Raw genomic sequence first — 24,661 nt, 5'->3', positions numbered from 1 at the left:
CTACTCCTTGGGCTTATGCCGGGTCAGGTCGTCGGGCCACAGCGCGCTGGGATTGAGTTCGGCCCGGCCCGGTTCCGGGGCGGAGAGCGGCTGGCACGGCACCATGGATTTCAGCGCGCGGGCCGCCAGCTGCTGGTAGGCCTCGGTGCCGCGGGTCTTGCGCGCCACCTCTTCCGCCGACAATTCGCGCAGTACCTTGGCCGGCAGCCCGGCCACCAGGGTGCGGGGCGGAATCTTGAAACCGGCGGGGACGAAGGCCATGGCGGCGATGATCGCCTCCTCGCCCACCTCGGCGCCGTCATAGATGGACGACGCCATGCCCACCAGGGCGTTGCGGCGGATGCGGCAGCCGTGCACCACGGCGGCATGGCCGATATGGCCGTAATCCTCGACCACCGTATGGAAGCCCGGCGTTCCGTGCAGGATGCAGTTATCCTGGATGTTGACGCCGGCCCCGATGATCACGCTGGAGAAATCGGCGCGCAAGCTCGCCCCCGGCCCGATGAAGCAGCCGGGGCCGATGCGCACGTCACCGATCAGCACGGCGGTGGGATGGACGTAGGAGGTGGGATCGACCACCGGCACCATCCCCTCGAACGAATAGCAAAGGCCGGTCATGGCATCCTCCGATGGGCTTCGAACACGGCGCGCACCGTGTCGGGAATGGGAACCGGGCGCCCCGAGGCCCGGTCGACGAAGACGTGAATCCAGTGGCCCTCGGCGGCGGCCTCGTCGCATCCCTCCTCGAACAGGGCCAGACCGTAGCGGGCGCTGGTGCGGCCCATATGGTCGATGCGGATGCCCGCCACGACGGCCGAGGGATAGGACAGGGGCTTCAGGAAGCGGCAGGACGATTCGGCGGCGAAGGTGATCACCGGCGTGCTCATCAGGTCCAGCCCGCAAGGGCCGGTAAGGAACTTGACCACGATGTGTTCGAAGAAGCGCTGGTAGACCACGTTGTTGAGATGGCCGAACATGTCGTTGTCCGACCAGCGGGTCTGAATCTCGACGCGAAAGGGATAATCGGCCTGCCGCGACGGTTCCTTCTTGTGGCTCATTGCGCCGCCCAGCCCCCGTCCATGGTCAGGGCCGAGCCGGTCATGTTGGCGGCGGCGGACGAACACAGGAACACCGCCAGATCGCCGATCTGCTCCGGGGTGGTGAATTTCTTCGACGGCTGCTTTTCGGAGAGCAGGTCGCGGCCCGCCTCCTCCACCGCCACGCCTTGCGCCTCGGCGCGGGTGTCGATCTGCTTTTGCACCAGCGGCGTCAGCACCCAGCCGGGGCAGATGGCGTTGCAGGTGATGTCGATTTCGGCGGTTTCCAGCCCGACCACCTTGGTCAGGCCGACCACGCCGTGCTTGGCGGCGATATAGGCCGCCTTGTTGACCGAAGCCACCAATCCGTGCACCGAGGCGACGTTGACGATGCGGCCCCAGCCCTGCGCCTTCATGCCCGGCAGGGCGGCGCGGATGGCCTGGAACACGGCGGTGAGATTGATGGCGATCACCGAATCCCAGCGCTCCAGCGGAAACTCCTCCACCGGCGCCACATGCTGGATGCCGGCGTTGTTGACCAGGATGTCGAGGCCGCCCAGGCGGGCTTGCGTGTCGCGCACCAGATCGCCGGCACCGTCCGGTCTGGACAGATCGGCGCCGTTATAGAGCACGGTGACGCCGAATTCCCGGGCGAGGCCGGCGCGCAGCGCCTCGATCTCGGCTCCATCGCCGAAACCGTTGAGCATCACCGATGCTCCCTTGGCCGCCAGGGCGCGGGCGATACCGAGGCCGATGCCGCTGGTGGACCCGGTGACCAGAGCCCGCTTGCCGTTCAACATGCCGTTTCCTCCATACCCTTTGGTCTTACCAAGCCACAAAGCGGTAAACAAGTACCGATTTACCGCTTGAAAAACGCCTCGGCCCCCATTTTCACCGCCTGCTTGGTGGAAATGGCCTGCTCGGTGCGGGCGATCTCGGCCCGCAGATCGGCGATGTAGTCCCTCAGCTCCTCGATGGACATGGGATCGAGGTTCCTTAAGGCTTGGGGCTTGTTGCGCGGTTCCAGATCGTCGGTATCCATGGGGCGATCCTCTCTTGCCACATCTGATGGAACGTACCAGATTGGGCGCCTCACCGACACAAGAGAGGCCCGCCGGATGCTGCCCGCGACCATGACCTGCATCGAGATTTCCACCCCCGGCGCGCCCGAGGTGCTGGTCCCCGTCACCCGGAAGCTGCCGCTGCCGAAGCCGGGTGAGGTGCTGATCAAGGTGGCGGCGGCGGGCATCAACCGTCCCGACGTGCTGCAGCGGGCCGGCGCCTATCCCGCCCCGCCCGGCGCCTCGGACCTGCCCGGCCTGGAGGTGGCGGGCATCGTCGCCGCCCTGGGCGAGGGCGTCGCCTCCCCCGCCCTCGGCACCCAAGTATGCGCCCTGGCCCCCGGCGGCGGCTATGCCGAATATTGCACGGTGGACGCCCGCCATTGCCTGCCCATTCCTGCGGGCTACGACATGATCCGCGCCGCCGCCTTGCCCGAGACGTTCTTCACCGTCTGGCACAACGTGGTGGAACGCGGCGCCCTGAAGGCCGGCGAGCGCTTCCTGGTCCATGGCGGCGCCGGCGGCATCGGCACCACCGCCATCCAGTTGGCCAAGGCGCTGGGCGCCCAGGTCTTCGCCACCGCCAACGGCGAGGCCAAGTGCAAGGCCTGCCGCGAGCTGGGGGCCGATTTCGCCATCGACTATTCGACGGCCGATTTCGTCGAGGTGATCAAGGAGCAGACCAAGGGCAAGGGGATCGACGTGATTCTCGACATGGTGGGCGGCGACTACATCGCGCGCAACATCAAGAGCCTGGCCGCCGACGGCCGCCTGGTCTCCATCGCCTTCCTGCGCGGCAGCAGCGCCGAGATCAACCTGATGCCGGTGATGCTGAAGCGCCTGACGCTCACCGGCTCGACGCTGCGGCCGCAATCGGGCGATGCCAAGGCGCGCATGGCCCGGGGGCTCGCCGAAACCGTGTGGCCACTGCTCGACAGGGGAGCCATCGCGCCGCTGATCCACGCGGTGTTCCCCCTGGCCGAGGCCGCCAAGGCCCACGCCCTGATGGAAAGCAACGCCCATGTGGGGAAGATCGTGCTGCAGGTTTGACCAAAGGCACGTTCGCTCCTATAACTAGCGGGCGCTCCATCGGGCGACACCGCCCCCGGCGGGATCCATGGGTCCCCGGGGCATTTCGGAATAGTTTCGCGGGGGATCGTTCCCGCCCCGTCCAGGGCGGACGGAGGGGAACAACACCGCGTCAGGAGGTTTCATGGCTCTGCCGCTCATGCCCAAGGCGACCGCCGTCTGGCTGGTCGAGAACACCGCTCTCTCCTTCGAGCAGATCGCCGATTTCTGCGGCCTGCATCCGCTCGAAGTCCAGGCCATCGCCGATGGCGAAGTGGCCGCCGGCATCGTCGGTCTCGACCCCGTGGCCAACGGCCAGGTGACCCGCGCCGAGCTCGAGCGCTGCGAGGCCAATCCCGACGGCCGCCTGAAGCTGACCATCACCGACATTCCCCAGCCGCGCGCCAAGCCCAAGGGCGCCCGCTATACCCCGGTGTCCAAGCGCCAGGACCGTCCCGACGCCATCGCCTGGATCATCAAGCACCATCCCGAGCTGTCGGACGCCGCCATCTCCAAGCTGGTCGGCACCACCAAGCCGACCATCCAGTCGGTGCGCGACAAGAGCCATTGGAACGCCGCCAACATCAAGCCGCGCAATCCGGTGACGCTCGGCATGTGCACCGAGGCGGAACTGGAGAAGGTGGTGGCGCTGTCGGGCCGCTCGCGCTCCGTCGTCCACAACGAGGCCGAGCCGGTCCACCAGGACAACGGCCCCGCCGAGGACTGACCGCCTCCCGCGTCGAACGTGATGAAACGCCCGCCCCACCGGTGGGCGTTTTGTTATTTGGAATCCTTGGCGGGCGGCGCCGGCTTCCGGGCGTTGGTCTCGCTGCCGTCGTCGAAGATGTTGAACAGGTTGCGCAGGAACCCGGGGGTCAGCGCCGACAGGGGGTTGACCACCACCGACGGGTCTTCGGTCGGCCCCTTCATGGAGTAGTTGAAGGCCACGAGGCCGCCACCCTTCTCGCCGCCGGTCACCAGCCAGCCCAGCACCGGAATCTTACCCAGCACCGAATTGATGGCATAGGCCGGCACCACCGTGCCCTCCAGGGCCATGCGGGAATTGTCGAGATCGATCTGGCCCTTGGCGGTGATGCCCAGCGCCGTGCCCCAGGCCCGCACGTCGCGCACTTCCACCAGCCCGTCGGTCATGGTGAAGGGGGCTTCGAGGGACGAGAAGCTGACCCCTTCACCCTGCAGCACGTCGAGAATGCCGGTCAGCGCCGCCACGGTCAGCAGGCGGGCGAGGACCGGCGCGTTGCGGACATGATAATCCGAGACCTTGATAACGCCGCCATAGGGCTGTTCCTTGCGGGAATCGTCGATATGGCCGTCCACCGACAATTGGCCGCCCATCAGGTCGCCATAGATGTCGAACGTCCGCATCACCGCCCCGGCATCGTCCGAGACGATGCTGAAATCGCGCCGCTTGGGGCCGCCGGGCTGGACGGTGGCGGTAAAGCTCTTGCCGCCGGGCAGCCCCCCCTTGACCTGGACCTGCTGCCAGTCATGGGCGTCGCGGGTCAGGCTGGCGGTGGCGTTGGTCAGCGCCCCCGTCTCCGACACCCACATGGAGCGGGCCGAGGCCGACACCGTCATGGGCGGCGGCTTGTCGGCGTCGTCCGGCGTCTTGCCGGCCTTGGCGTCCTCGTCGCGGGCCAACACCGGCTCGGCGTCGAAGCTGGCCCCCCGGAAGACGACATCGAGGCCCGCCTTGTCCGGCCGGATGCCGATGGAGCCCTCGCCATCGGTGCGCAGGTATTTGAGGCGGGAGAAGTCCACCTTGCGCGCCTCCCCCTCGGCGAAGGCCACCGAGCCGGCCACCTCGAGGTCGCCGGCCTTGACCGCGAAGCGCGGCACCGCCGCCACCTGCTTGTGATCGAGCCGGACCAGGACCTCGGCGCCGCCGGGCTTGTCGGCGGCCTTGCTCCAGCCCAGGCCGGGCAGCGCCATGCGGGCCGCGGCAAGGTCCACCTTGGCGTCGATCTCGCCCTTGCCGCCGTCGGAGAAGGTGGCGGTGACCTCGCCCCCCATCGGGCCAATGGTGAAGGGCGCCACGAAGGGCACCCCGTCGAGACCCAGCAGCTTGCGCTGATCCTCGGTGATTTCGGGCGCCCTGAGGTGATAGCGCGAACGGAAGGGCTGGCCCTTGGAGAAGTTCTCCCGCCAGGCCAGATGACCGGGAATGCCGGCCAGCACCACCGGCCCGGTGGCGTTCAGGCCCTTGGCGTCCACATCCAGTTCCAGCGTGCCGTCCGACAGGTCGAGCCCCATCATCACCTTGGGGATCACCACGCCCTTGACCGTGGCGTTGGCCTTGATGCCCACGTCGTCGAGGCGCAGCGTCTTGAGCAGCGGGAAGGTGAGGCGCACCTTGGCGACCGCGTCGCCGCCCACCTTGGCGGGCTCGATCCCTAAGGCCTGGGCATAGCGCAGCGGCGGGTTGTCGATCAGCTTCAGGGCATCGGTGGCGGGGCCGGCGATCACCAGTTCGATGTCGGCGAACTGGTCCTCCTTGTCCAGCCCGGTGAAGACGATGGTGCCTTCCTTCAGCCGCAGGCCGTAGACCTCGCCCGCATTCAGCGCGATGCGGAACGACGAGGCGTCGAAGGTGCACACCGCCGCCGTGTTGCGCGCCATCGGCATGGGATGGAGATAGTCCACGGTGACGCCGTCGGGACGGACCTCGCCGCCCAGGTGGTCGATCACCAGATCGTCGAAGCGGCCCGAGGGCGAGCGGGCCGAAAGCTGGATGGTCGCCTCGCGCACCATGCCCTTGGACAGGTTGGGAATCACCCAGTCCCGGGCGTTCTGGGCCAGACCGTTGGGCCACAGGTCGCGCACCTGATCCACCGGCACGTCGCGCAAGGCTCCCTCGGCCTTGATGGAGGTCTCGCCGCCCAGCCCGTCGACCACCGCCGCCAGCGCGAAGGTGGGGCCGTTCAGGTCGAGCCGGGCCTCGGCCAGGTCCAGGCGGGTCATGCCCTTGCTCAATTCGCCGCGCAGGGTCGCCGAAGCCACCTGATGGACGGTATGGAACGGCGCCGGCAGGTCGAGGCGGCCGGCGCCGCCCGACAGGTCGAAGGCCAGATGCTCCACCACGCCGCCGCCGCCGACCCGCACCCGCACGCTGCCGGCCAGCGGCATGTCCATCACCCGCAGATGCAGCGCCGGACCGCCGAAGCGGGCCAGCACCGCCGGACGGATGCCGGACAGGCGCAGTTCGGCGTCGGCGGCGCCGTCGGCCTTGGCATAGGCGGCCTCGACCGTCACCTCGCCCACCTCGCCGGCCAGGTCCAGGGGCAGACGGCCCTTGGCCTGGATACCCGACGGAACGCGGCGGATGGTCAGGTCGGCCCCCGGGGCATGCCAGCTGGTTGAAAGCGCCCGGTCATCGACCAGGATGTCGGCGTCCCGGATGCTCAGCGATTGCAGCGAGCGGCCCGGCTTGGACGGATCGGGCTCGCCCAGCAGGGCGTCCTTGATCCGGGCCAGCACCACTCCGGCATCGTCGCCGCCGCCATCGGGCATGCCGAACTGGAAATACCCCGAGGAGTCGCGGACCAGGGTCAGGCGCGGCCCGTTCAGGCGGATGGAATTGGGGGCGATGACGCCCCGGAGCAGTGCCCGCCCGCTCAGGCTCAGGGCCATGTCGGGCACCGCCACCACCGGAACGTCGTTGCCGGCCACATAGGCCCGCACGTTGCGCACATGGATTTCCAGCATGCGCTCGTCGTCGCCGCGCTGCAGCAGGGTGGTGTCGAGCCGAACGGTCAGCGATCCGTCCCGCGCGGTCAGCGCATCCTCGATATAGGGAGTCAGGAATTCCAGCGAAATCGGGCCGTGCGACAGCCGCCACGCCGCCAGCGGCAAAGCGACCAACAGCCCCACCGAAACGGCCCCGAGAAGCTGGAACAGACTCCTAACGGTGCCGTGAACCACTCGCCGCCATCTCCATGCCCGCTTGACCCTTGATCCCGTATTCCGCAGTGTGAAGCAACCACAACATTTGGGGCCGCACAAGGTGAGTTTTCCCCTCGATCCATGTTTCTTCCCCCAAATCGCCGATCATGGCCGCGTCGAGGTCGGACTGGCCCGCTGGCGGGAAGCCGCCGATTCCCAGGACGACGCCGAATTGGCCGCCTTCATGCGCGCCCTGCCGGCACGGGAGGGCGTGGGCGATCTGTTGCGCGGCATCTTCGCCAATTCACCGTTTCTCACCCTGTGCCTGGAAAAGGAGCCGGCCTTTCTGCGCCGTACGCTGGAGGTCGGGCCCGACGCGGCGCTGGAGGCGCTGATCGGCGACCTGAAGGCCGGTCTCGGCGCCGAGACCGATCTGGGCCGCCTGATGCGGAATTTGCGCATCGCCAAACGCCGCTGCTCGCTGCTGGCCGCCCTGGCCGATCTGGGCGGCGTCTGGCCGCTGGAAAAGGTCACCGGGTCCCTGGCCCTGATGGCCGAGACCGCCATCCGCCTGGGGCTGGCCTTCCTGCTGCGCCGCGAGGCCGGGCGCGGCAATCTCCGGCTGGCCCATCCCGAGGACCCGGAAAAGGGCTCCGGGCTGATCGTGCTGGGCATGGGCAAGCTGGGGGCGCGGGAGCTGAACTATTCCAGCGACATCGACCTGATCATCTTCTACGACCATGAAAAGCTGGTCTACACCGGCAAGCGCTCGATCCAGGAATGCGTCATCGCCCTGACCAAGGACCTGGTGCGCATCCTCGACGAGCGCGACCCCGACGGCTACGTCTTCCGCACCGACCTGCGTCTGCGCCCCGATCCCGGTTCGACGCCGCCCGCCGTCGCCCTGGTGGCGGCCGAGGCCTATTACGAGGGATTCGGCCAGAACTGGGAACGGGCCGCCATGATCAAGGCCCGGCTGGTGGCCGGCGACGAGGAGACCGGGGCGGCCTTCCTCCGCTTCCTGCGCCCGTTCATCTGGCGCAAATCCCTGGATTTCGCCGCCATCCAGGACATCCATTCCATCAAGCGCCAGATCAACGCCCACAAGGGCGGGCGCTCCATCGCGGTGGCCGGCCACAACGTCAAGCTGGGCCGCGGCGGCATCCGCGAAATCGAGTTCTTCGCCCAGACCCAGCAGCTGATCTGGGGCGGCCGCCAGCCGGAGATGCGGGTCTCCGGCACCATGGCGGCGCTGGAAGCGCTTTCCGCCGCCGGCCACGTCACCCCCCAGGTGGTCGACGACATGGAAGCCGCCTACCGCTATCTGCGCACCCTGGAACACCGCCTGCAGATGGTGGACGACAAGCAGACCCAGACCCTGCCCGCCAATCCCCAGGTACTGGCCGAGATCGCCGCCTTCATGGGGGCGGCGGACCTGGATTCCTTCGCGGCCGAGCTGACCGCCCACCTGCAGAAGGTCGAGCACCACTATGCCGGCCTGTTCGAGGACGCGCCCCCCCTGGGCGCTGGCGGCAACCTGGTGTTCACCGGCGGCGAGAACGACCCCGAGACGGTGCATACCATCACCGAAATGGGCTTCACCAATGCCGACGCGGTGTGTTCCACCATCCGCGGCTGGCATCACGGACGGGTACGGGCCACCCGCTCGACCCGGGCGCGGGAATTGCTGACCGAGCTGACCCCGGCCCTGCTGTCGGCCCTGGCCACCACCACCGCCCCCGACGACGCCTTCATGCGCTTCGACGAATTCCTCACCCGCCTGCCCGCCGGGGTGCCGCTGTTCTCGCTGTTCTACGCCAACCCCTCCCTGCTGGAGCTGGTGGCGGAGATCATGGGCGACGCCCCCTTGCTGGCCGAGCATCTGGCGCGCCACACCACCACCCTGGATTCGGTGCTGCAGGCCAATTTCTTCGAGCCCCTGCCGCCCCTGGACGCACTGGAGGCCGAGCTGGCCAAGGCGCTGTCCGAGGCCGACGACTTCCAGCTGGTCCTCGACGTGACGCGGCGCTGGGCCAACGACCGTAAGTTCCAGGTGGGCGTGCTGACGCTCAGGAACGTCGTCGAGGCCGGCGAGGCGGCCGGCGCGCTGTCCGACGTGGCCGGCGCCATCCTCCGCCAGCTGGGACCCAAGGTGGAGGAGGAATTCGCCCGCGCCCACGGCCATGTGGCGGGCGGCGCCTGGGTAATCCTGGCCATGGGCAAGGCCGGCGGGCGCGAGATGTCGGCCACCTCGGACCTGGACCTCATCCTGGTCTACGACTGCCCGGAGGAGGCCGAGGAGTCCGACGGCACCCGCCCGCTGGCTCCGCCGGTGTGGTTCTCCCGCCTGACCCAGCGCATGGTGGTTGCCCTGACCGCCAAGACCGGCGAGGGCACCCTCTACGAGGTGGACATGCGTCTGCGGCCCTCGGGCAATTCCGGCCCCATCGCGTCGAGCCTGGAGGCCTTCCGCCGCTATCAGGAGGAAGCCGCCTGGACCTGGGAGCACATGGCGCTCACCCGCGCCCGGGTGGTGGCCGGCGACCAGGCCCTGGCGGCCCGCGTCGACGCCGTCATCCGCGACACCCTGACCCGGCCCCGCGACCGCTCGAAGCTGCTGGCCGACGTGGCCGACATGCGCGAGCGCATGGCCAGGGAACACAAGGCCGCCTCCATCTGGGAGGTCAAGCACCTGCGCGGCGGGCTGGTGGACATCGAGTTCACCGCCCAGTACCTGCAACTGGCCCACGGCCCCGACCACCCGGAAATGCTCGACAGCAACACCGCCGAGGCGCTGGAGCGGGCCGCCGCCGCCGGGGTGCTGGAGCGGGGCGACTGCACCACCCTGACCGAGGCCCTGCGCCTGTGGTCGGCGGTGCAGACCGTGCTGCGCCAGACCATCGCCGGCGGCTTCGACGAGGCCACCGCCCCCAGGGGGCTCAAGGACGTGCTGGTGCGCGCCGCCGGGATGACCGATTTCAAGAGCCTCACCGACCGCATGGAAGACTGCGCCGCCGGCGCCCACGAGGTGTTCCGCCGGCTGATCGACCAGCCTGCCGCCGACCTGAAGAAAAAGGAGCCTCCGCAATGACCACCGCCATCGGCGCCCCCGCCCCCGCCTTCGCCATGGATTGCGACGACGGCAAGACCGCCCTGGCCGATTACCGGGGCAAGGTCCTGGTGCTGTACTTCTACCCCAAGGACGACACCTCGGGCTGCACCTCCGAGGCCAAGGCCTTCCGCGACGCCATGGAGGAGTACCGGGCGGCGGGCGTCGAAATCCTTGGCGTGTCGAAGGATTCGGTGGCCAGCCACGCCAGGTTCCGCGCCAAGCATGACCTGCCCTTCCGCCTGGGCTCCGACCCCGACGGCGCCGTCTGCGAGGCCTATGGCGTGTGGAAGAAAAAGAGCATGTACGGCCGCGAATACATGGGCATCGAGCGCTCCACCTTCCTGATCGGCCAGGACGGCGTGCTGCGCGCCGAATGGCGCAAGGTCAAGGTCACCGGCCACGCCGAAGCGGTGCTGAAGGCGGCAAAAGGGCTGTGACCACCCTTTCCGAAGCCGCCTGCGCCGTCCTGGCCGCCGCCGCGCCGGCCGAGAAATGCCGCCTGACCCGCGCCTTCGCCGCCGACTGGCGCGAGGGCCGCATCACCGAGATGGGCGACGCCCTGCCGTCCGCCCGCCCGGCGCGGCCCGAACGGCCCCGCCTGCTGCCGCCCCGGGACATGCCGCGCCGGTCCTATGGCGGCGAGAAGGGGCGGATCGGCCTGATCCACGCCCTGGCCCATATCGAGCTCAACGCCATCGATCTCGGCTGGGACATCGTGGCGCGCTTCGCCCACGAGGCCCTGCCCCGCGATTTCTCTTCCGACTGGGTGCAGGTGGCGCTGGACGAGGTCGAGCATTTCGAGATGCTGGAGCGCCTGCTGGGCAGCCTGGGGGCCGCCTATGGCGACCTTCCCGCCCATGACGGGCTGTGGCAGGCCGCCGAGAAGACGGCCGGCGACCTCCTGGCCCGGTTGGTGGTGGTGCCCATGACCCTGGAGGCCCGTGGGGTCGACACCACGCCTCCCACCATGGACAAGCTGGCGCGCAACGGCGATACCCTGACGCCCCCGGCGCTCGACATCATCTACCGCGACGAAATCCGCCATGTGGCGGCGGGGGTGCGCTGGTTCACGGTGGTGGCGGAACGGCGCGGCCTCGATCCCAAGGCCGCCTATCACCGCTACATGGCCGAGCATTACCCCGCCGGCCTGAAGGCGCCCTTCAACCACCAGGGCCGCGCCGAGGCGGGTTTTCTCCGCGACTGGTACGAGCCGCTGGCGCGGGAATAGGGGGCCGGCCCGGCCCCCGCATCAGCCTTGCCCGACCCTGGCTGCGGTTACGCCTCGCCGATGGCGGCGAGGTAGAGGTCGAGAATCTGCTGCTCCTCCTCCCGCTCCTGGCGGTCGCGCTTCCTGAGCGCCACGATCTTACGGATGATCTTGGTGTCGAAGCCCTGGGACTTGCACTGGGCGTAGACGTCCTTGATATCGGCGGCCAGCGCCTTCTTTTCCTCTTCCAGCCGCTCGATGCGGTCGATGAACTGCCGCAGCGCCTCGGCCGCGATGCCGCCGATCTGGCTGGTGTTCTGTTCGTCGCTCATGGACAGCTCTCCTGGTCGAAATCGGCCCAGACCATAGCCAAGGCCCCGCCGGGTTTCAATAGACCTCGGCATCCCGGTTGACCGGGATGCCCGAAGCCCTCAATCGCCGGGCGCTTCGCTTGGCTTTCGCGGGCATGAGCCGCGGCGCGCTTCGCGCTTGCCTCCGGGCCGCAAACCGGCCCGTCGGTCAATAGACCTCGGCGCGGTACAGCCCCTCGTCGGCGAGAACGCCGGCCAGCGCCTCGGCCAGAATGGCGGCCCAGCGGACGCAGCCCGCCTCGTCGGCCACCAGATCCTGGCGGATCTCGAACGAGACGTTGGGCAATCCCGCCGCTCCGGCATGGGTGTCCAAAGTGTAGTTGATCTCGCGCCCCGAATAGGGCTGGTTGTCGCCCACCGTCAGACCGCCGCGCGCCCGCAGGGCCGCCAGCACCGGTTCCGCCATGCGCGGGTCGCGGTTCCACAGCACCCCCACATGCCAGGGGGCGCGGCGCCTGTCCGTCGATGCGGGGCGTGAAGCTGTGCACCGCCACCACCGCCGGAGCGGTGCCGTGCCGCCACAGATGGGCGATACGGTCGCCGATGGCGTTGTGATAGGGCCAGAACCAGTCGCGGGCCCGGCCATCGGCCTCGGCCTCATCGACGCCCTCGTTGCCCGGCACACTGATCCCGCAGGTGAGCGGCGGAATGGAGGACGGATCGCCGGGCTGGCGGTTGCAGTCGATCACCAGGCGGCTGATGCCGGCCAGCACCGCCGGACAGCCCAGCGTTCCGGCCAGCAGGCCGGCCACCCGGGCGGCGCCGATATCCCAGGCCACGTGGCTGCTCCGGACTGCCTCGTCGACGCCCAGATCGCCCAGGCCCGGAGGAATGGCCGCCGAGGCGTGGTCGCAGACCACCAGGACGCGGGCCTGCGGACCGCCTTCGATGGCCTGGAAGGCGACGGGGGTTCCGTGGGGATCGGGAATGAACTTCAGCATGGAAAGGAGTATAACTTCGGAAATTCGAAAAAAAACGTTTCACGAGCTGTTGACAGCCCCCGTTCCATTCCGTATTTTCCCGGCCTCGCGCTTGCGAACCCAAGTGACGTCGTTTCGGCGACAATTACGCTTTAGGAAGTCGGACCATGAAGATTCGTAACTCGCTGAAGTCGGCCAAGCTGCGCGACAAGAATTGCCGCATCGTTCGCCGCAAGGGCCGGGTCTACGTCATCAACAAGACGAACCCCCGCTTCAAGGCTCGCCAGGGCTGATCCCCGGCCGCCGGTCGGCGCCCTTACAGGCTCGGATCGAAGCAAACCGCGCTCCCCACCGGGAGCGCGGTTTTCTTTTGGGCCGGGACGGCCGCGCTCCCAACAGGCATCCTGCCCGCCCAAGCCCCTATACCGCCGCCACCGCCTCGGCCGCCTCGTCGAAGGCGGCCTCCAGGGCGGGCTGGAGCGAGGCGGCCCGGGCCAGGTCGGAGGCGGCGCAAGCGGCCTCCGCCTCGGCGCACAGCCGGGCGAAGCGGAAGGCGCCGGCACTGTTGCCCGCCCCCTTGGCGGAATGGGCGGCCTCGCGCCCCGCCACGGCGTCGCCCGCCACCAGGGCGTCACCCAGATCTGCCACCAGCGGCCGGGTGGTGTCGACGAACAGGGCCAGCAATTCCCGCACCTCGTCGCCGATATCGCCGAAAATCTGCCGCATGGGGGCGAGGTCGAGAACCGGCGGCAAGGCCGGGTCTTCCGGCGGGGCGACGGCAACCGGCACCCCCGCGGCCGGGCGCGCCGTCTCGGAACGGCGCCGCCGCAACCCCACCGCCGCCGGCAGCAGGCGGCGGATGGTGGCATCCAACTGGGCAAGGTCGATGGGCTTGGCCAGGAAGGCGTTCATGCCGCAATCCAGGCAGCGCCGCGCCGTGCCGGCCAGGGCGTCGGCGGTCAGCGCCACGATGGGCAGCAGATGGCCGGTCTCCATCTCCCATTCGCGGATACGCTGGGTCAGTTCGTAACCGTCCATCTCCGGCATGTGGCAATCGGTGAGCAGCAGGCCGTAATCCCTGATCTGCATGCGTTCCCAGGCTTCGGCGCCGTTGCCCACCACCTCGATGGCATAGCCCAGGCGTTCCATCAGGTGGCGGATCACCACCTTGTTGGTGGGATTGTCCTCGGCCACCAGAATCAGGGCGCCGGCGGCGGCGGCCTCTTCCATGGCGGGAGGCTTCCACCCCTCCTCGATTCCCTCGCCTTCCGCCGTGTCGGCCTCGGCCGAGGCGCGGCCCACCGCCGCCGCCACGCTGCGCCACAGCTGGCGGCGGCGCACCGGCTTGGGCAGGGCGGCGTACAGGCCGGCGGCCTTGACCTCGGCGGAAACGGCGGCGAAGGCGTCCTGGGACACCAGCATGGCCACCTTCAGCTCAAGGTCCGGCCCGGCGGCGGTCACCAGGGCGCCGGCCACCCCCATGCGCATACGGAAATCCTGGCCGCCGTCCAGCAGGGCGACATCGTAGGTCCAGCCGGCCAGGGCGGCGGCGCGCACGGCGGCCACCGCGCCTTCGGCTCCGACCACCACCGCCACCTGGGCGCCGAGATGGCCGAGATACTGGCGCAGGCATTCCGCCGCCACCGGCCCCTCGGCCAGCACCAGCACGGCGATGCCCGACAGGTCGGGACCGGCCTCGGCCTCGGCCTCGACCGGCTCCAGCGGCACCTGGAACCAGAAGGTGGAACCCTGGCCGATATTGCTGCGGACTCCGATGTCGCCCTCCATCATGGCCACCAGGCGGCGGCAGATGGACAGGCCGAGCCCGGTACCGCCATAGCGCCGGGAAATGGTGACGTCGGCCTGCATGAAAGGCTCGAACAGGCGGGCCTGCTGCTCGGCATCCAGGCCGATGCCGGTGTCGGTGATGGCGAATTCCAGGCGCAGCGGCCGTTCGCGCGGGTCCATGGCCCTGGCCGAGATGCGCACATAGCCCTTGTCGGTGAACTTGATGGCGTTGCCGGCCAGGTTGGTGATGATCTGCCGCAGCCGGATGGGGTCGCCCACCACCCGGTCGGCCAAGGCGGGCTCGACGAAGGTGATCAGGCTGATGCCCTTTTCCTGGGCGCGGATGGTCAGCAGGTCAGCCACCCCTTCCACCAGTTCGGACACCGACAGCTCCACCAGTTCCAGCTGCAGCTTGCCGGCCTCGATCTTGGAGAAGTCCAGGATGTCGTTGATGATGGTGAGCAGCGAGGTGGCGGAATCGCGGATGACGCGGGCCATTTCCCGCTGCTCGGCGGGCAGCGGCATGTCTTCCAGCAGATGGGCCATGGTCAGCACCCCGTTCATGGGGGTGCGGATCTCGTGGCTCATGGTGGCGAGGAACAGCGACTTGGCCTGGCTGGCCTCCTCCGCCACCTTCTTGGCCTCGGCCAGGGCGGCTTCCTCCTCCTTGTGCCGGGTGATGTCGGTGGAGGACGCGATCACCGCCGGCTCGCCGTCCATCTCGATCTCGGCGGCCGACAGCATGGCCCAGAACTCGTGGCCGTCGCTGGCCCGCATGCGGCATTCGAAGCCGCCGACGAAACCGCGCTTGCGCACCATCTCCACCAGCCGCGCGCGGTTGTCGGGATCGGCGTAGCACGAGGCCACCGAGGTGCCGAGTGCCCGGGCCTTGGGCACCCGGTACAGTTCGGACCAGCGGGGATTGACCAGCAGGATGGCGTTGTCCGACACCCGCGAGATGGCCAGGGCCAGGGGCGAGGTGTCGAGGATGCGGCGCAGGCGCCGCTCGCTTTCGATCAGCGCCTCGCTGGATTCCTGCAGCTTGGCCATGGCGTCGCGGAATACCGCCAGCTCGGCGGCCATGTCGGAAATCTCGTCGTTGCCCTCGCCGGGGATGGGCGCCTGGAAATCGCCCTCGGCGATGGCGTGCATGGACGACGCCAGCCCGGCCAGACGGGCCACCACGCTGCGCCCCAGATACAGCCAGATGAACAATAACGGCCCGAAGAAGGTCAGCATGGCCACCACCAGCATGGTGGTCCGTCCGCTGGACACCGCGGCCTCGGTGCGGCGCTCGTTCTCCGCCGCCTCGGCCTCGGCGGCCGAGACCAGGCGGCCCACCGAGGACGAGGTGCGGGCCACCAGGTCGCGGCCCTCGTCGTTGGCGGCGGCCAGCCGGGCGATGGTCAGCATCTGCAGGGTGCGCAGCTCGAAGACGTTCTCCGGCCCGGTGCCCAGCGCCAGGACGCGCCGGGTCAGTTCCCGGGTCCGCTGGCTCTTCGCCCCGCTGGCATCCACCAGTTCGGCCAGGGAGCGCACTTGCTCCTCATAGGCGCCGCGCAGGTCACCGACCTTTTCCATATTGGCCGCCACCACCGCCTCGCGCAGGTAGTTGGACGCCAGCACCACGGTGGCCAGGGCCGGGTCGCCGGCCAACCCGCCCATGGCGCGGTGAACCTCCACGTCCAGCTGGCTGATGATCTCGGCCTGGACCCGGCTGCGCTCGGCCAGTTGCAGGCGCTTGTCCACCAGGATGTTGCGGTCCACCACGTTGTCGGCGAAGGCGGCGATCATGGAGCGCAGTTCCTCCACCCGGCCGGTATCGGCGATGGAGCCGGCCAGATGGTCCACCAGGGCGAGAAGGCGCTCGGTCTGCTGCTGCAGGGCGACGAAATTGCTCTGGCGCTGGAACTGCGATTGCGAGCCGTCCAGGGCGGGGGCGGCGGCGGCCAGCCGGGCGGTGGCCTCGGACAGCTTCAGGGCATTGGACAGGCTGGGCAGGTTGGTCCGCGTCACGGCGGCCAGCAGCCGCTCGATCTCGGAATAGCTGAACCAGGTGAGCAGGCTGGCCACCATGATCATGCCGGCCACGGTGCCCACCGCCACCACCAGCTTGGCCCGGATGCCGAAACGCCAGCGGCCGCCGGCCCGCCCCTCCTGGGCTGTAATCCTGTCGTCGGCTGACACGCCCGGCACTCGCCCGTTCTCCCCTGCTGCCCCCGGGCGCATAATGCCCCAGACCATGCGGCCATGGAAAGCCAAGACCGGGCGGTGTAGTCTCCCGATCCATGAAGCCCGTGAAGAAAAAGACCAAACCCGCCGATCCCGTCCGCGTCCTGGCCGAGGCCCTGCGTCTGGCCGAGGGGCAACTGGTGGACGAGGCCGTCGCCGCCCTGGAGAAGGCCGACGGCCATCCCGAATGCGACTACCGCCGGGCCGGGTTGCTGCTGGTCAGGAACCACGCCGCCGAGGCCGAGAATCTGTTCCGCCGGGTACTGTCGGCGGTTCCCGGCCATCTCGACACCATGGTGGGGCTGGCCGGCGCCCTGGTGGCCCAGGGCCGCGCCGCCGAGGCGCTGCCGCTGCTGGAACCGGCGGCCGAGGTGCAGCCGCAATCGGGCCGTATCCAGTACCTGCTGGGCATCGCGCTGGACGAGGCCGGGCGGAGCGAGGCGGCGGCGCCCCATCTGGCCAAGGCCCGCGCCCTGGTCATCGCCCCGGCCGAGCGGCGGCGGCTGGTGCCCTACGAGCTGTACGTCCAGCTGAGCCGCCGCTGCAACCTGCGCTGCACCATGTGCGGCTGGGAGATCTGGAAGGACAATTCCGGCTTCATGGAAGACGACGTCTTCGAGCGGGTGATTGCCGAGGGCAAGGCGTGCGGCATCACGGCCATGCACATCCTGGCCGGCCAGGGCGAACCCTTCCTCCACCCCCGTGTCTTCGAGATGCTGGAGCGCGCCGTGGCCGAAGGCTTCCAGGTGGGCATCGTCACCAACGGCACCCCCTTCACCCCCGACAAGATCGCCCGGCTGGCCAAGGTGGGGCTGGCCTACCTGCAATTCTCGTTCGCCGGCTGGGACGCGGAAAGCTACGAAAGCGTCTATGTGGGCTCGAAATTCGACCGCACCCTGGCCAATCTCAAGGCCATGCACAGGGCGCTGAAGGGCACCCCCACCCGCTTCGCCGTCAAGGCGGTGGCCCTGGGCGAGTGGGAGGAAAATCTGCGCCGGACCAAGGCCTTCCTCGCCACCCACGGCATCACCGACGTATGGACGGTGCCGGCCAATAATTTCGGCGGTTCCGTCCAGTGCGGCAGCTTCAACCAGCGCCACGGCATCTGGTCGCTGAAGGAGATCGGCCACCACCGGCTGATGCCCTGCCGCCTGTTCCTCAAGGCGGTGGGCGTGTTCTGCGACGGCACGGTGACCGCCTGCGGCTGCTACGATTCCAACGCCCAGCTGAAGATCGGCAACATCATGGAACAGGGATTGGGCGACATCCGCCGCGGCCCGGCCTATGGCCACATCCTCGAGGCCTTCCGCGCCGGCGATGTCCGCCATGTCCCCATGTGCGGCAAGTGCGACGATCCGTTCAGCTGAACCGCCCCCGGTGATCGCAACCGATCACCGGAAGCCCTATAGCGGGATTTCCATGCCGTCGCGGGCCACCACCACCCGGTCCCAGGTCTGGAGCGCCTCGGCCTCGATGCCGGCCATGACGTCGTCGGTGTGCTCGGGATCGTGATGGAAGATGGCCAGACGGCCGGCCCCCGCCGCCTGGGCGAGGCGGACGCCCTCCTGCCAGGTGGAATGGCCCCAGCCGACCTTGGCGGGGAACTCGGCATCGGTATAGGTGCAGTCGTAGATCACCAGGTCGGCGCCGCGCATCAGGGACAGGACGTTCTCGTCCAGCGTGCCGGGGGTATGCTCGGTATCGGTGATATAGGCCATGGCGACGCCGCCGGTCTCCAGGCGATAGCCGCAGGCGCCGTTGGGATGGCGGAGCGGCGCGGTGCGCAGGGTCACCCCATCGTAGGGGGTGAAGACGCTGCCCACCTCGAAATCCTCGTAGGAGACGATGCCGCGCATGGCGGCCAGGGGCACCGGAAAATTGGGGGTCTCCATCTGTCCGGTCAGCACGTGCTGGATGCCGCGCGGGCTGCCCTCCTGCTTCGGCCCGTGGACCTCCAGGCGAAAGGCGGGATTGTAGGCGGGCGCGAAGAAGGGAAAGCCGTTGATGTGGTCCCAGTGGGTGTGGGTGAAGAACAGGTGGGCCTGGCCGAGTCCGCGCCCGATGATCTCGCGCCCCAGGGAACGGATGCCGGTGCCGGCATCAAAGACCACGATCCCGCAATCGGTGGTGACGGCGATGCATGACGTATTGCCGCCATAGACCACATGATCGGGCGAAGGACAGGCGATGCTTCCGCGCACCCCCCAAAACTTCACCGTGCAAGCCATTCCCTAGCTCCCCGCGTCTGCCCCACGACACGACTGTAACCATCGTAGCGCCCTGCGCCTATGTATTTGGTCACACAAACGGGGAAAAATAAGAAAGAATGTTAGTTAAATTGTGACGCTATCGCCAACGGCCAGTCCCGGAAGGCTGGAGGCGGCGCCGCCGTTGACGGCGATTTCCGCCAGACCCGAGGAATTCTCGTACCAGAAGGCCCCGCCTTGCGGCGCGTCGGAGAAGGTGCGCGCCCGGCGGAACTCCCTGCCGCCGGCCCGCAGCACGGCGTCGCCGGCCAGGGCCGAGGCGCGCAGCCCGGTCCAGGCGTTGCCGTAATGGTCGTGATAGATGATTGCGGCCAGATCGTCGGGCCAATCGGCGCGGCGCGACGGCTCGGCGGCGCGGCAACCGGCGTCCTCGGGGGCCAGCCCGGCGGCCAGGCGGGCGGCGACGGGAGCGAAGAGGTCACGGCCATGGAAGCTGGCCGACAGCCGTTCGGGCCGCCAGACGATCTCCCAGGCGCGAAGCGTTCTGGCGCGGCGCATCAGCGGCTCGAACAGGCCGTTGCCGGGACCGGCATACAGCACGCCGTCGGCCTCGACCACCAAAGGCAGGCGCTCGCCGCCCACCCCGGGGTCGACCACCGCCAGCACCACCGACTGGCGGGGGATGCCGGCGGCCAGGGCCGCCAGCAGATAGGCCGAGGCCCGGGGATCGAAGGCCGGCGCGTCGGCGACCAGATTGACCACCGGCTCGGCCGGCAGGGTCTGGCGGATGACCATCTCCATCTGCCCGAGATAGGGCCCGTGGGCGCCGAAATCGGTAAAGAGAACGATCATCGGCGGCACTCCATTGTTTCAACGCCCCTCAGGCGCCGGGCGCGGGCCTCCGCCCGCTTGGCTCCCGCCGCGTAAGCGGCGCGGCCCCTTGGGCCTAGCCGGCCTCAAGGGAGGCCGGCGACGCAACGCCCCCTTACCCCGGCCGGCCGTCGGCCCGCGGCTTGGTGCAGACGGGGAAGTAGACCACGACGTAGAGAATCCAGCCCAGGGTCCACACCGCGCCGCCGACCATGGTCAGCGCCATCATGCCGTCGGGAATCACCGGCGCCACCACGCGGAGCATCGCCCCGGCGGAGATCAGGCCGTAGGCCCACACCGTGGCCTTGGCCACCACCAGGGGATGGCCGGCATGGCCCAGGGCGGCGCGGCTCATCACCCCGATGACCATGGTGGCGACCGAACCGGCGGTCAGCGCGTGCAGCGCCGCCGAGGCGGGCAGCGCCTCGATGAAGGCCGAAAGGCCCAGCAGGGCGAAGCCCAGCACCATCCAGGCATAGCCCACATGCAGGACCACCAGGATGGGGTTGGACACGGTCTTGAGCCCGTGCCAGCCCGACAGCCGCCAGGCGTGAACCGCCGCCGCCAGCAGCAGCAGCACCCCGGCCACCGGCGAGGACGGCAGGAAGACCTGGGCCAGGCCGGCCAGGGCGACCACCGCCCCCGCTCCGCCCGTCTCGATCCAGCCCACCGGCGCCACGTCCACCGGACGGCCCTGCATGCGCAGCCAGTTTTGGGTGAAGGAGGGAATGATGCGCCCGCCGACGATGGCGATCATCAGCAGCAGGACGAAGATGCCCAGCGTGACGCCCTTGAGCCCGACCACCTTGCCGGTCAGCGCCTCGATATGGGCGCACAGCCCGGCCAGCCACAGCACGCCGAGGATGGGCAGGAAGACGATGTTGCGCCACTTGCCGGCCTCGATCAGCGGCTTGGCCAGCAGGAAGGCCAGCAGCGGCAGATAGCCGAGATCGATCACCGCCACCAGCACCGGCGGCAGCATTCCGGCCAGGGCGATGGCCACCCGGCCGGCCAGCCACAGGCCGAACAGCGCCATCAGCGGCTTGCCCGACACATGGTGGGAGTTGGTCCAGTTGGGCACCGCCGTCAGCAGGAAGCCGCCCACCGCCGCCCCGGCGAAGCCGAAGACCATGGCGTGGGAGTGCCAGACCACCGGATTCCAGTTGGGCCCCACCGGCAGGATGCCGGCGAAGGCGAGCAGCCACAGGGGCAGCATGACCGCCGCCTGGATTGCGGCGAACAGAAAGAACGGGCGGAAGCCGGCGGCGAAGAATACCGGCCCCTGGGAGCCCTTGTAGGCGGGCTCCATCAACGGAATCGTGGCCATGAACAAGCATCCTGAAGCGAATGACCGGGGGATGGTGCCCCCTTCACGTCGTCCGCGCCTTGAGGCGGGTCAAGGGCAGCCCCGTCAAAATGCGGACAGGATGCCCACAGCTCTACATGGCCCGCACTTCGCCCAGGAAGCGATCGACGCCGGTGCGCAGGGCATCGGATTCCCTGGCCAGGCCGGCGGCGGCGCCCAGCAATTCACGGGCGGCCAGTCCGGCTTCCGACGCGGTCCGGCTGATGGAGGTGATGTGGCTGGACACGTCCTGCGCCCCGCTGGCCGCCTCGTGGACGTTGCGGGCGATTTCCTGGGTGGCGGCACCCTGCTGGTCGACCGCCTCGGCGATGGCGGTGGCGATCTCGTCCATGCGGCCGATGGTCTTGCCGATGCCCTCGATGGCGCCCACCGCGGCGGCGGTGGTGGACTGGATGGCGGCGATCTGCTGGCCGATCTCGTCGGTGGCCTTGGCGGTCTGGCTGGCCAGATGCTTGACCTCGTTGGCCACGACGGCAAAACCTTTTCCGGCCTCTCCCGCCCGCGCCGCCTCGATGGTGGCGTTGAGCGCCAGCAGGTTGGTCTGGCCGGCGATGTCGTTGATCAGGCGCACCACCTCGCCGATGCGGTCGGCGGCCTCGGACAGGCCGCGCACCACCGAATCGGTGCGGTTGGCGGCATCCACCGCCTCCTTGGCGATCTGGGCGCTTTCCATCACCTGCGAGCCGATGCCGCGGATGGAGGCCGACAATTCCTCGGCGGCGGCGGCCACCGTTTCCACGTTGCACGAGGTCTGCTGCGCAGCGGCGGCCACCGCCTGGCTTTCCTGCGAGGCGTGGTCGATGGCGCCGGCCATGCTGTTGGCGGTGGTCTGCATCCGCCCGGCGGATTCGCTGACCGTCACCACTGTGGATTTGACGCCGCGCTCCAACTCGCTGGCCAGGCCGGCCAGGGTGGAACGGCGTTCGGTCTCGGCCTGGCGGCGCTGCTCCGCCCGCTCCTCCGACATGCGCGCCATGGTCAGGGAATGCTCGCGGAACACCTCGGCGGCACGGACCAGATCACCGATCTCGTCGCCGCGCCCGGCGCCGTCGATCCTGACCGCCGTATCGCCCTCGGCCAGCTTGCGGATGCCGCCGGTGACGCCGTTCATGCCGCTGACCACGTTCTTGCCGACCCACCACGACACCGCCAGGACCAGCAGCATCACGCCGGCGGCGATGCCGCCCAGCCGGGTCAGTTCGGCACGGAAAGCGGCATCCACGTCGTCGATATAGATACCCGAACCCACCAGCCAGCCCCATTCCTCGATGCCCTTGACGTAGGACACCTTGGGCACGGGCTGGTCGAAGCCCGGCTTGGGCCACAGGTAATCGACGAAGCCGGCCTTGTCCTTGTTGACCACGGTGATCATGGCCTCGAAGAACCGCTTGCCGGCCGGGTCGGTCAGGCCCATCAGCTCCTTGCCCTGCATGTCGGGGCGGATGGGATGGACCACCATCCTGCCGGCCAGGCTGTTGATCCAGAAATACTCGGTCCCGGCATAGCGCATGGCCTTGACCGCCTCGATGGCGGCGGCCTGGGCCGCCTCGGTGGTCAGGGTCCCCGCCTTGGCCTGGGCGATGTAATGGCCGATGACGCTGTGGGCGGTCTCCACCACGTGCTGGGTCTTCACCTGCCGCGCCGCCATGAGGTCGCCGCGCAGACTGGCGAGATTGACGGCGATGATCGCCCCCATGCCCAATAGGGACAACACGACGATGAGAAGAATTTTCGCTCTGAAGCGCCAGTTGCTGATTGACATTCGCCGGGTATCCCAAAACTGCCGTTGTGATGGAGCCTCCATCCGGCCTCCTTCTATGACGATCTTTTGAACTAGTCAATAAGTCCAAGTGCCCAATCGGTATGCTCATACCAAAGAAGGCAACCGATGCGGGATATCAATAGAACAGCAACCCGCTCTCACAGAAATGAGCGGGAGAAGACAAGATCGCCTCATCAAATTCGATCTGATGATTTCAGGTTATGAATATTGTTACTGTGAACAACAAAGGTCCTCACCCGGGCTACTCTGGTATTACCAGTGAAAAGGGGTGCGGCCGATCCGGCCGCACCCCTTTTTCCCGATCCCGTCCCCGCGATCAGCAGGCCGGCAGGTCGCTGCTTCCCATGAGGTAGGCGTCCACAGCGCGGGCGGCCTGACGGCCCTCGCGGATGGCCCACACCACCAGACTCTGGCCCCGGCGGATATCGCCGGCGGCGAAGACCTTGGGATTGGAGGTCTGGTAGGCGGTGGTATCGGCCTTGACGTTGCCGCGCCCGTCCTTTTCCAGGCCCAGCCCGTCCACCAGACCCTCGTGGACCGGATGAACGAAGCCCATGGCCAGCAGCACCAGATCGGCGTCGAGCTTGAACTCGGTGCCGGGGATGGGCTGGAACCTGGCGTCGACCTCGGCGCAATCGAGGCCGGTGACCCGGCCGTCCTGCCCGGTGAAGCGCAGGGTGGACACCGCCCAGCGGCGCTCGCAGCCCTCGTCATGGGAGGACGAGGTCCGCAGCTTGTTGGGCCACAGCGGCCAGGACAGCCCCTTGTCTTCCTTCGCGGGCGGCTTGGGCATGATCTCGATCTGGGTGATCGAGGCGGCGCCATGGCGGTTGGAGGTGCCGACGCAATCGGCGCCGGTATCGCCGCCGCCGATCACCACCACCTTCTTGCCCTTGGCCAGGATATCCTCGGCGCCCACCGCCTCGCCGCCATTGCGGCGGTTCTGCTGGGTGAGGAAATCCATGGCGAAATGCACGCCCTTCAACTCGCGGCCGGGCACGGCCAAGTCGCGGGGTTTTTCCGAGCCGCCGGTGAGCACCACGGCGTCGAAGCCGTCCAACAGGTCCTGGGCCGAAAGATCGACGCCCACATGGGTGTTGGCACGGATGGTGACGCCCTCGGCCTCCATCTGGGCGACGCGGCGGTCGATGATGTCCTTTTCCAGCTTGAAGTCGGGAATGCCGTAGCGCAGCAGGCCGCCCACCTTGGCGTTCTTCTCGAACAGCACCACGGCATGGCCGGCGCGGGCCAGCTGCTGCGCGGCGGCCATGCCGGCCGGACCGCCGCCCACCACCGCCACCATCTTGCCGGTCTCGCGCTTAGGCAGGTCGGGCACCATCCAGCCCTCGGCGAAGGCGCGCTCGACGATGGCGTGCTCGATGGTCTTGATGGCCACCGGAGAGTCGGTGATGTTCAGGGTGCACGACGCCTCGCACGGCGCCGGGCAGACGCGGCCGGTGAATTCCGGGAAGTTGTTGGTGGAGTGGAGAACCTCGGCGGCCTCCTTCCAGCGGTTGCGGTACACCAGGTCATTCCAGTCGGGAATGATGTTGTTGACCGGGCAGCCCTGGTGGCAGAAGGGGATGCCGCAATCCATGCAGCGCGCCCCTTGGCGGGCCAATTCCTCGTCGGTCAGCGGCGTGGCGAACTCGCGGTAGTGCTTCACGCGCTCCGCCGGCGCTTCGTAGCCGGGGGTCTGGCGGTCGAATTCCTTGAAACCGGTTGCCTTTCCCATG

At 68.7% G+C, this 24,661-nt stretch carries 19 protein-coding genes and 1 pseudogene; 7 read left to right on the top strand and 13 right to left on the bottom strand.

Annotation, left to right across the window (positions count from 1 at the left end):
- The 4 genes from H261_RS03870 to H261_RS03855 are packed head-to-tail and all read right to left on the bottom strand — an operon-like array spanning position 1 to position 2,079.
- The gene (locus tag H261_RS03870; RefSeq protein ID WP_008614516.1) at positions 1-618 is read right to left on the bottom strand and encodes an acyltransferase; all 618 of its coding nucleotides are present in this window, start codon (positions 616-618) and stop codon (positions 1-3) included.
- Positions 615-1,058: an acyl-CoA thioesterase gene (locus tag H261_RS03865; RefSeq protein ID WP_008614515.1), complete on the bottom strand. Its 444-nt coding sequence runs from the start codon at positions 1,056-1,058 to the stop codon at positions 615-617. The genes H261_RS03870 and H261_RS03865 overlap by 4 nt, the downstream gene beginning before the upstream one ends.
- Positions 1,055-1,837 (bottom strand): 3-hydroxybutyrate dehydrogenase, encoded by a 783-nt coding sequence (locus H261_RS03860; RefSeq protein WP_008614514.1) that lies wholly within the window; start codon positions 1,835-1,837, stop codon positions 1,055-1,057. Before H261_RS03860 ends, H261_RS03865 begins: the two co-directional genes overlap by 4 nt.
- 59 nt (positions 1,838-1,896) lie before the next feature.
- On the bottom strand, positions 1,897-2,079 hold the full coding sequence (locus tag H261_RS03855; RefSeq protein WP_008614505.1) for a DUF1192 domain-containing protein: 183 nt from the start codon (positions 2,077-2,079) through the stop codon (positions 1,897-1,899).
- Between the two features lie 76 nt (positions 2,080-2,155).
- Between H261_RS03855 and H261_RS03850 the strand changes: the two genes are divergently transcribed.
- The gene (locus tag H261_RS03850) at positions 2,156-3,148 is read left to right on the top strand and encodes an NAD(P)H-quinone oxidoreductase (RefSeq protein ID WP_008614503.1); all 993 of its coding nucleotides are present in this window, start codon (positions 2,156-2,158) and stop codon (positions 3,146-3,148) included.
- Between the two features lie 163 nt (positions 3,149-3,311).
- Positions 3,312-3,893, top strand: a complete 582-nt coding sequence (locus H261_RS03845) for a DUF1013 domain-containing protein (RefSeq protein WP_008614501.1) — start codon at positions 3,312-3,314, stop codon at positions 3,891-3,893.
- A 53-nt stretch (positions 3,894-3,946) separates the two neighbouring features.
- Here H261_RS03845 and H261_RS03840 read toward each other — a convergent pair whose 3' ends face one another.
- Positions 3,947-7,108 carry a DUF3971 domain-containing protein gene (locus tag H261_RS03840; protein ID WP_040475670.1) on the bottom strand — a complete coding sequence of 1,054 codons (3,162 nt, stop codon included), beginning with the start codon at positions 7,106-7,108 and terminating at the stop codon, positions 3,947-3,949.
- An 82-nt stretch (positions 7,109-7,190) separates the two neighbouring features.
- On the opposite strand from H261_RS03840, the gene H261_RS03835 reads away from it, so the two are divergent.
- From H261_RS03835 to H261_RS03825, 3 genes are read left to right on the top strand one after another with little or no spacing between them, the layout of a single operon-like run.
- Positions 7,191-10,160: a bifunctional [glutamine synthetase] adenylyltransferase/[glutamine synthetase]-adenylyl-L-tyrosine phosphorylase gene (locus H261_RS03835; RefSeq protein ID WP_040475683.1), complete on the top strand. Its 2,970-nt coding sequence runs from the start codon at positions 7,191-7,193 to the stop codon at positions 10,158-10,160.
- Positions 10,157-10,618 carry a peroxiredoxin gene (locus H261_RS03830; RefSeq protein WP_008614498.1) on the top strand — a complete coding sequence of 154 codons (462 nt, stop codon included), beginning with the start codon at positions 10,157-10,159 and terminating at the stop codon, positions 10,616-10,618. Before H261_RS03835 ends, H261_RS03830 begins: the two co-directional genes overlap by 4 nt.
- Positions 10,615-11,409, top strand: coding sequence for a ferritin-like domain-containing protein (locus H261_RS03825; RefSeq protein WP_008614497.1), 795 nt, complete (start codon positions 10,615-10,617; stop codon positions 11,407-11,409). The genes H261_RS03830 and H261_RS03825 overlap by 4 nt, the downstream gene beginning before the upstream one ends.
- Before the next feature lie 47 nt (positions 11,410-11,456).
- Here H261_RS03825 and H261_RS03820 read toward each other — a convergent pair whose 3' ends face one another.
- Positions 11,457-11,720: a DUF2312 domain-containing protein gene (locus H261_RS03820; RefSeq protein WP_008614496.1), complete on the bottom strand. Its 264-nt coding sequence runs from the start codon at positions 11,718-11,720 to the stop codon at positions 11,457-11,459.
- Positions 11,721-11,907: 187 nt separating this feature from the next.
- Positions 11,908-12,700: pseudogene (locus H261_RS03815) on the bottom strand (N-formylglutamate amidohydrolase).
- Between the two features lie 146 nt (positions 12,701-12,846).
- On the opposite strand from H261_RS03815, the gene ykgO reads away from it, so the two are divergent.
- On the top strand, positions 12,847-12,972 hold the full coding sequence (gene ykgO / locus H261_RS03810; protein ID WP_008614494.1) for a type B 50S ribosomal protein L36: 126 nt from the start codon (positions 12,847-12,849) through the stop codon (positions 12,970-12,972).
- Between the two features lie 127 nt (positions 12,973-13,099).
- Here ykgO and H261_RS03805 read toward each other — a convergent pair whose 3' ends face one another.
- On the bottom strand, positions 13,100-16,663 hold the full coding sequence (locus tag H261_RS03805; protein ID WP_008614493.1) for an ATP-binding protein: 3,564 nt from the start codon (positions 16,661-16,663) through the stop codon (positions 13,100-13,102).
- A gap of 92 nt (positions 16,664-16,755) precedes the next feature.
- On the opposite strand from H261_RS03805, the gene H261_RS03800 reads away from it, so the two are divergent.
- Positions 16,756-18,066, top strand: coding sequence for a radical SAM protein (locus H261_RS03800; protein ID WP_008614491.1), 1,311 nt, complete (start codon positions 16,756-16,758; stop codon positions 18,064-18,066).
- Positions 18,067-18,102: 36 nt separating this feature from the next.
- On the opposite strand, the gene H261_RS03795 is transcribed toward H261_RS03800, so the two are convergent.
- The 5 genes from H261_RS03795 to H261_RS03775 form a co-directional block, all read right to left on the bottom strand.
- The gene (locus H261_RS03795; protein WP_008614489.1) at positions 18,103-18,927 is read right to left on the bottom strand and encodes an MBL fold metallo-hydrolase; all 825 of its coding nucleotides are present in this window, start codon (positions 18,925-18,927) and stop codon (positions 18,103-18,105) included.
- 105 nt (positions 18,928-19,032) lie between these two features.
- On the bottom strand, positions 19,033-19,758 hold the full coding sequence (locus tag H261_RS03790; RefSeq protein WP_008614488.1) for an SAM hydrolase/SAM-dependent halogenase family protein: 726 nt from the start codon (positions 19,756-19,758) through the stop codon (positions 19,033-19,035).
- A 133-nt stretch (positions 19,759-19,891) separates the two neighbouring features.
- A complete protein-coding gene (locus H261_RS03785) occupies positions 19,892-21,103 on the bottom strand; it encodes an NnrS family protein (RefSeq protein WP_008614487.1) in 1,212 nt (403 codons plus the stop codon).
- Positions 21,104-21,215: 112 nt separating this feature from the next.
- Entirely contained in the window at positions 21,216-22,904 is a 1,689-nt protein-coding gene (locus tag H261_RS03780; protein WP_040475669.1) for a methyl-accepting chemotaxis protein, read from the bottom strand.
- A gap of 337 nt (positions 22,905-23,241) precedes the next feature.
- Positions 23,242-24,660, bottom strand: a complete 1,419-nt coding sequence (locus tag H261_RS03775; RefSeq protein WP_008614484.1) for a glutamate synthase subunit beta — start codon at positions 24,658-24,660, stop codon at positions 23,242-23,244.
- Between the last annotated feature and the right edge of the window lies 1 nt (position 24,661).

Source organism: Paramagnetospirillum caucaseum (genome assembly GCF_000342045.1).
Classification (GTDB): Bacteria; Pseudomonadota; Alphaproteobacteria; order Rhodospirillales; family Magnetospirillaceae; genus Phaeospirillum; species Phaeospirillum caucaseum.
This window is presented reverse-complemented; position numbering and strand designations above follow the sequence as displayed.

Excerpts from the sequence above, each read along its gene's own strand:
- H261_RS03780 (WP_040475669.1), bottom strand. The coding sequence starts at position 22,904 with ATGTCAATCAGCAACTGGCGCTTCAGAGCGAAAATTCTTCTCATCGTC.
- H261_RS03865 (WP_008614515.1), bottom strand. The coding sequence starts at position 1,058 with ATGAGCCACAAGAAGGAACCGTCGCGGCAGGCCGATTATCCCTTTCGC.
- H261_RS03860 (WP_008614514.1), bottom strand. The coding sequence starts at position 1,837 with ATGTTGAACGGCAAGCGGGCTCTGGTCACCGGGTCCACCAGCGGCATC.
- H261_RS03850 (WP_008614503.1), top strand. The coding sequence starts at position 2,156 with ATGCTGCCCGCGACCATGACCTGCATCGAGATTTCCACCCCCGGCGCG.
- H261_RS03845 (WP_008614501.1), top strand. The coding sequence starts at position 3,312 with ATGGCTCTGCCGCTCATGCCCAAGGCGACCGCCGTCTGGCTGGTCGAG.
- ykgO (WP_008614494.1), top strand. The coding sequence starts at position 12,847 with ATGAAGATTCGTAACTCGCTGAAGTCGGCCAAGCTGCGCGACAAGAAT.
- H261_RS03855 (WP_008614505.1), bottom strand. The coding sequence starts at position 2,079 with ATGGATACCGACGATCTGGAACCGCGCAACAAGCCCCAAGCCTTAAGG.
- H261_RS03790 (WP_008614488.1), bottom strand. The coding sequence starts at position 19,758 with ATGATCGTTCTCTTTACCGATTTCGGCGCCCACGGGCCCTATCTCGGG.
- H261_RS03870 (WP_008614516.1), bottom strand. The coding sequence starts at position 618 with ATGACCGGCCTTTGCTATTCGTTCGAGGGGATGGTGCCGGTGGTCGAT.
- H261_RS03785 (WP_008614487.1), bottom strand. The coding sequence starts at position 21,103 with ATGGCCACGATTCCGTTGATGGAGCCCGCCTACAAGGGCTCCCAGGGG.
- H261_RS03830 (WP_008614498.1), top strand. The coding sequence starts at position 10,157 with ATGACCACCGCCATCGGCGCCCCCGCCCCCGCCTTCGCCATGGATTGC.
- H261_RS03775 (WP_008614484.1), bottom strand. The coding sequence starts at position 24,660 with ATGGGAAAGGCAACCGGTTTCAAGGAATTCGACCGCCAGACCCCCGGC.
- H261_RS03800 (WP_008614491.1), top strand. The coding sequence starts at position 16,756 with ATGAAGCCCGTGAAGAAAAAGACCAAACCCGCCGATCCCGTCCGCGTC.
- H261_RS03795 (WP_008614489.1), bottom strand. The coding sequence starts at position 18,927 with ATGGCTTGCACGGTGAAGTTTTGGGGGGTGCGCGGAAGCATCGCCTGT.
- H261_RS03820 (WP_008614496.1), bottom strand. The coding sequence starts at position 11,720 with ATGAGCGACGAACAGAACACCAGCCAGATCGGCGGCATCGCGGCCGAG.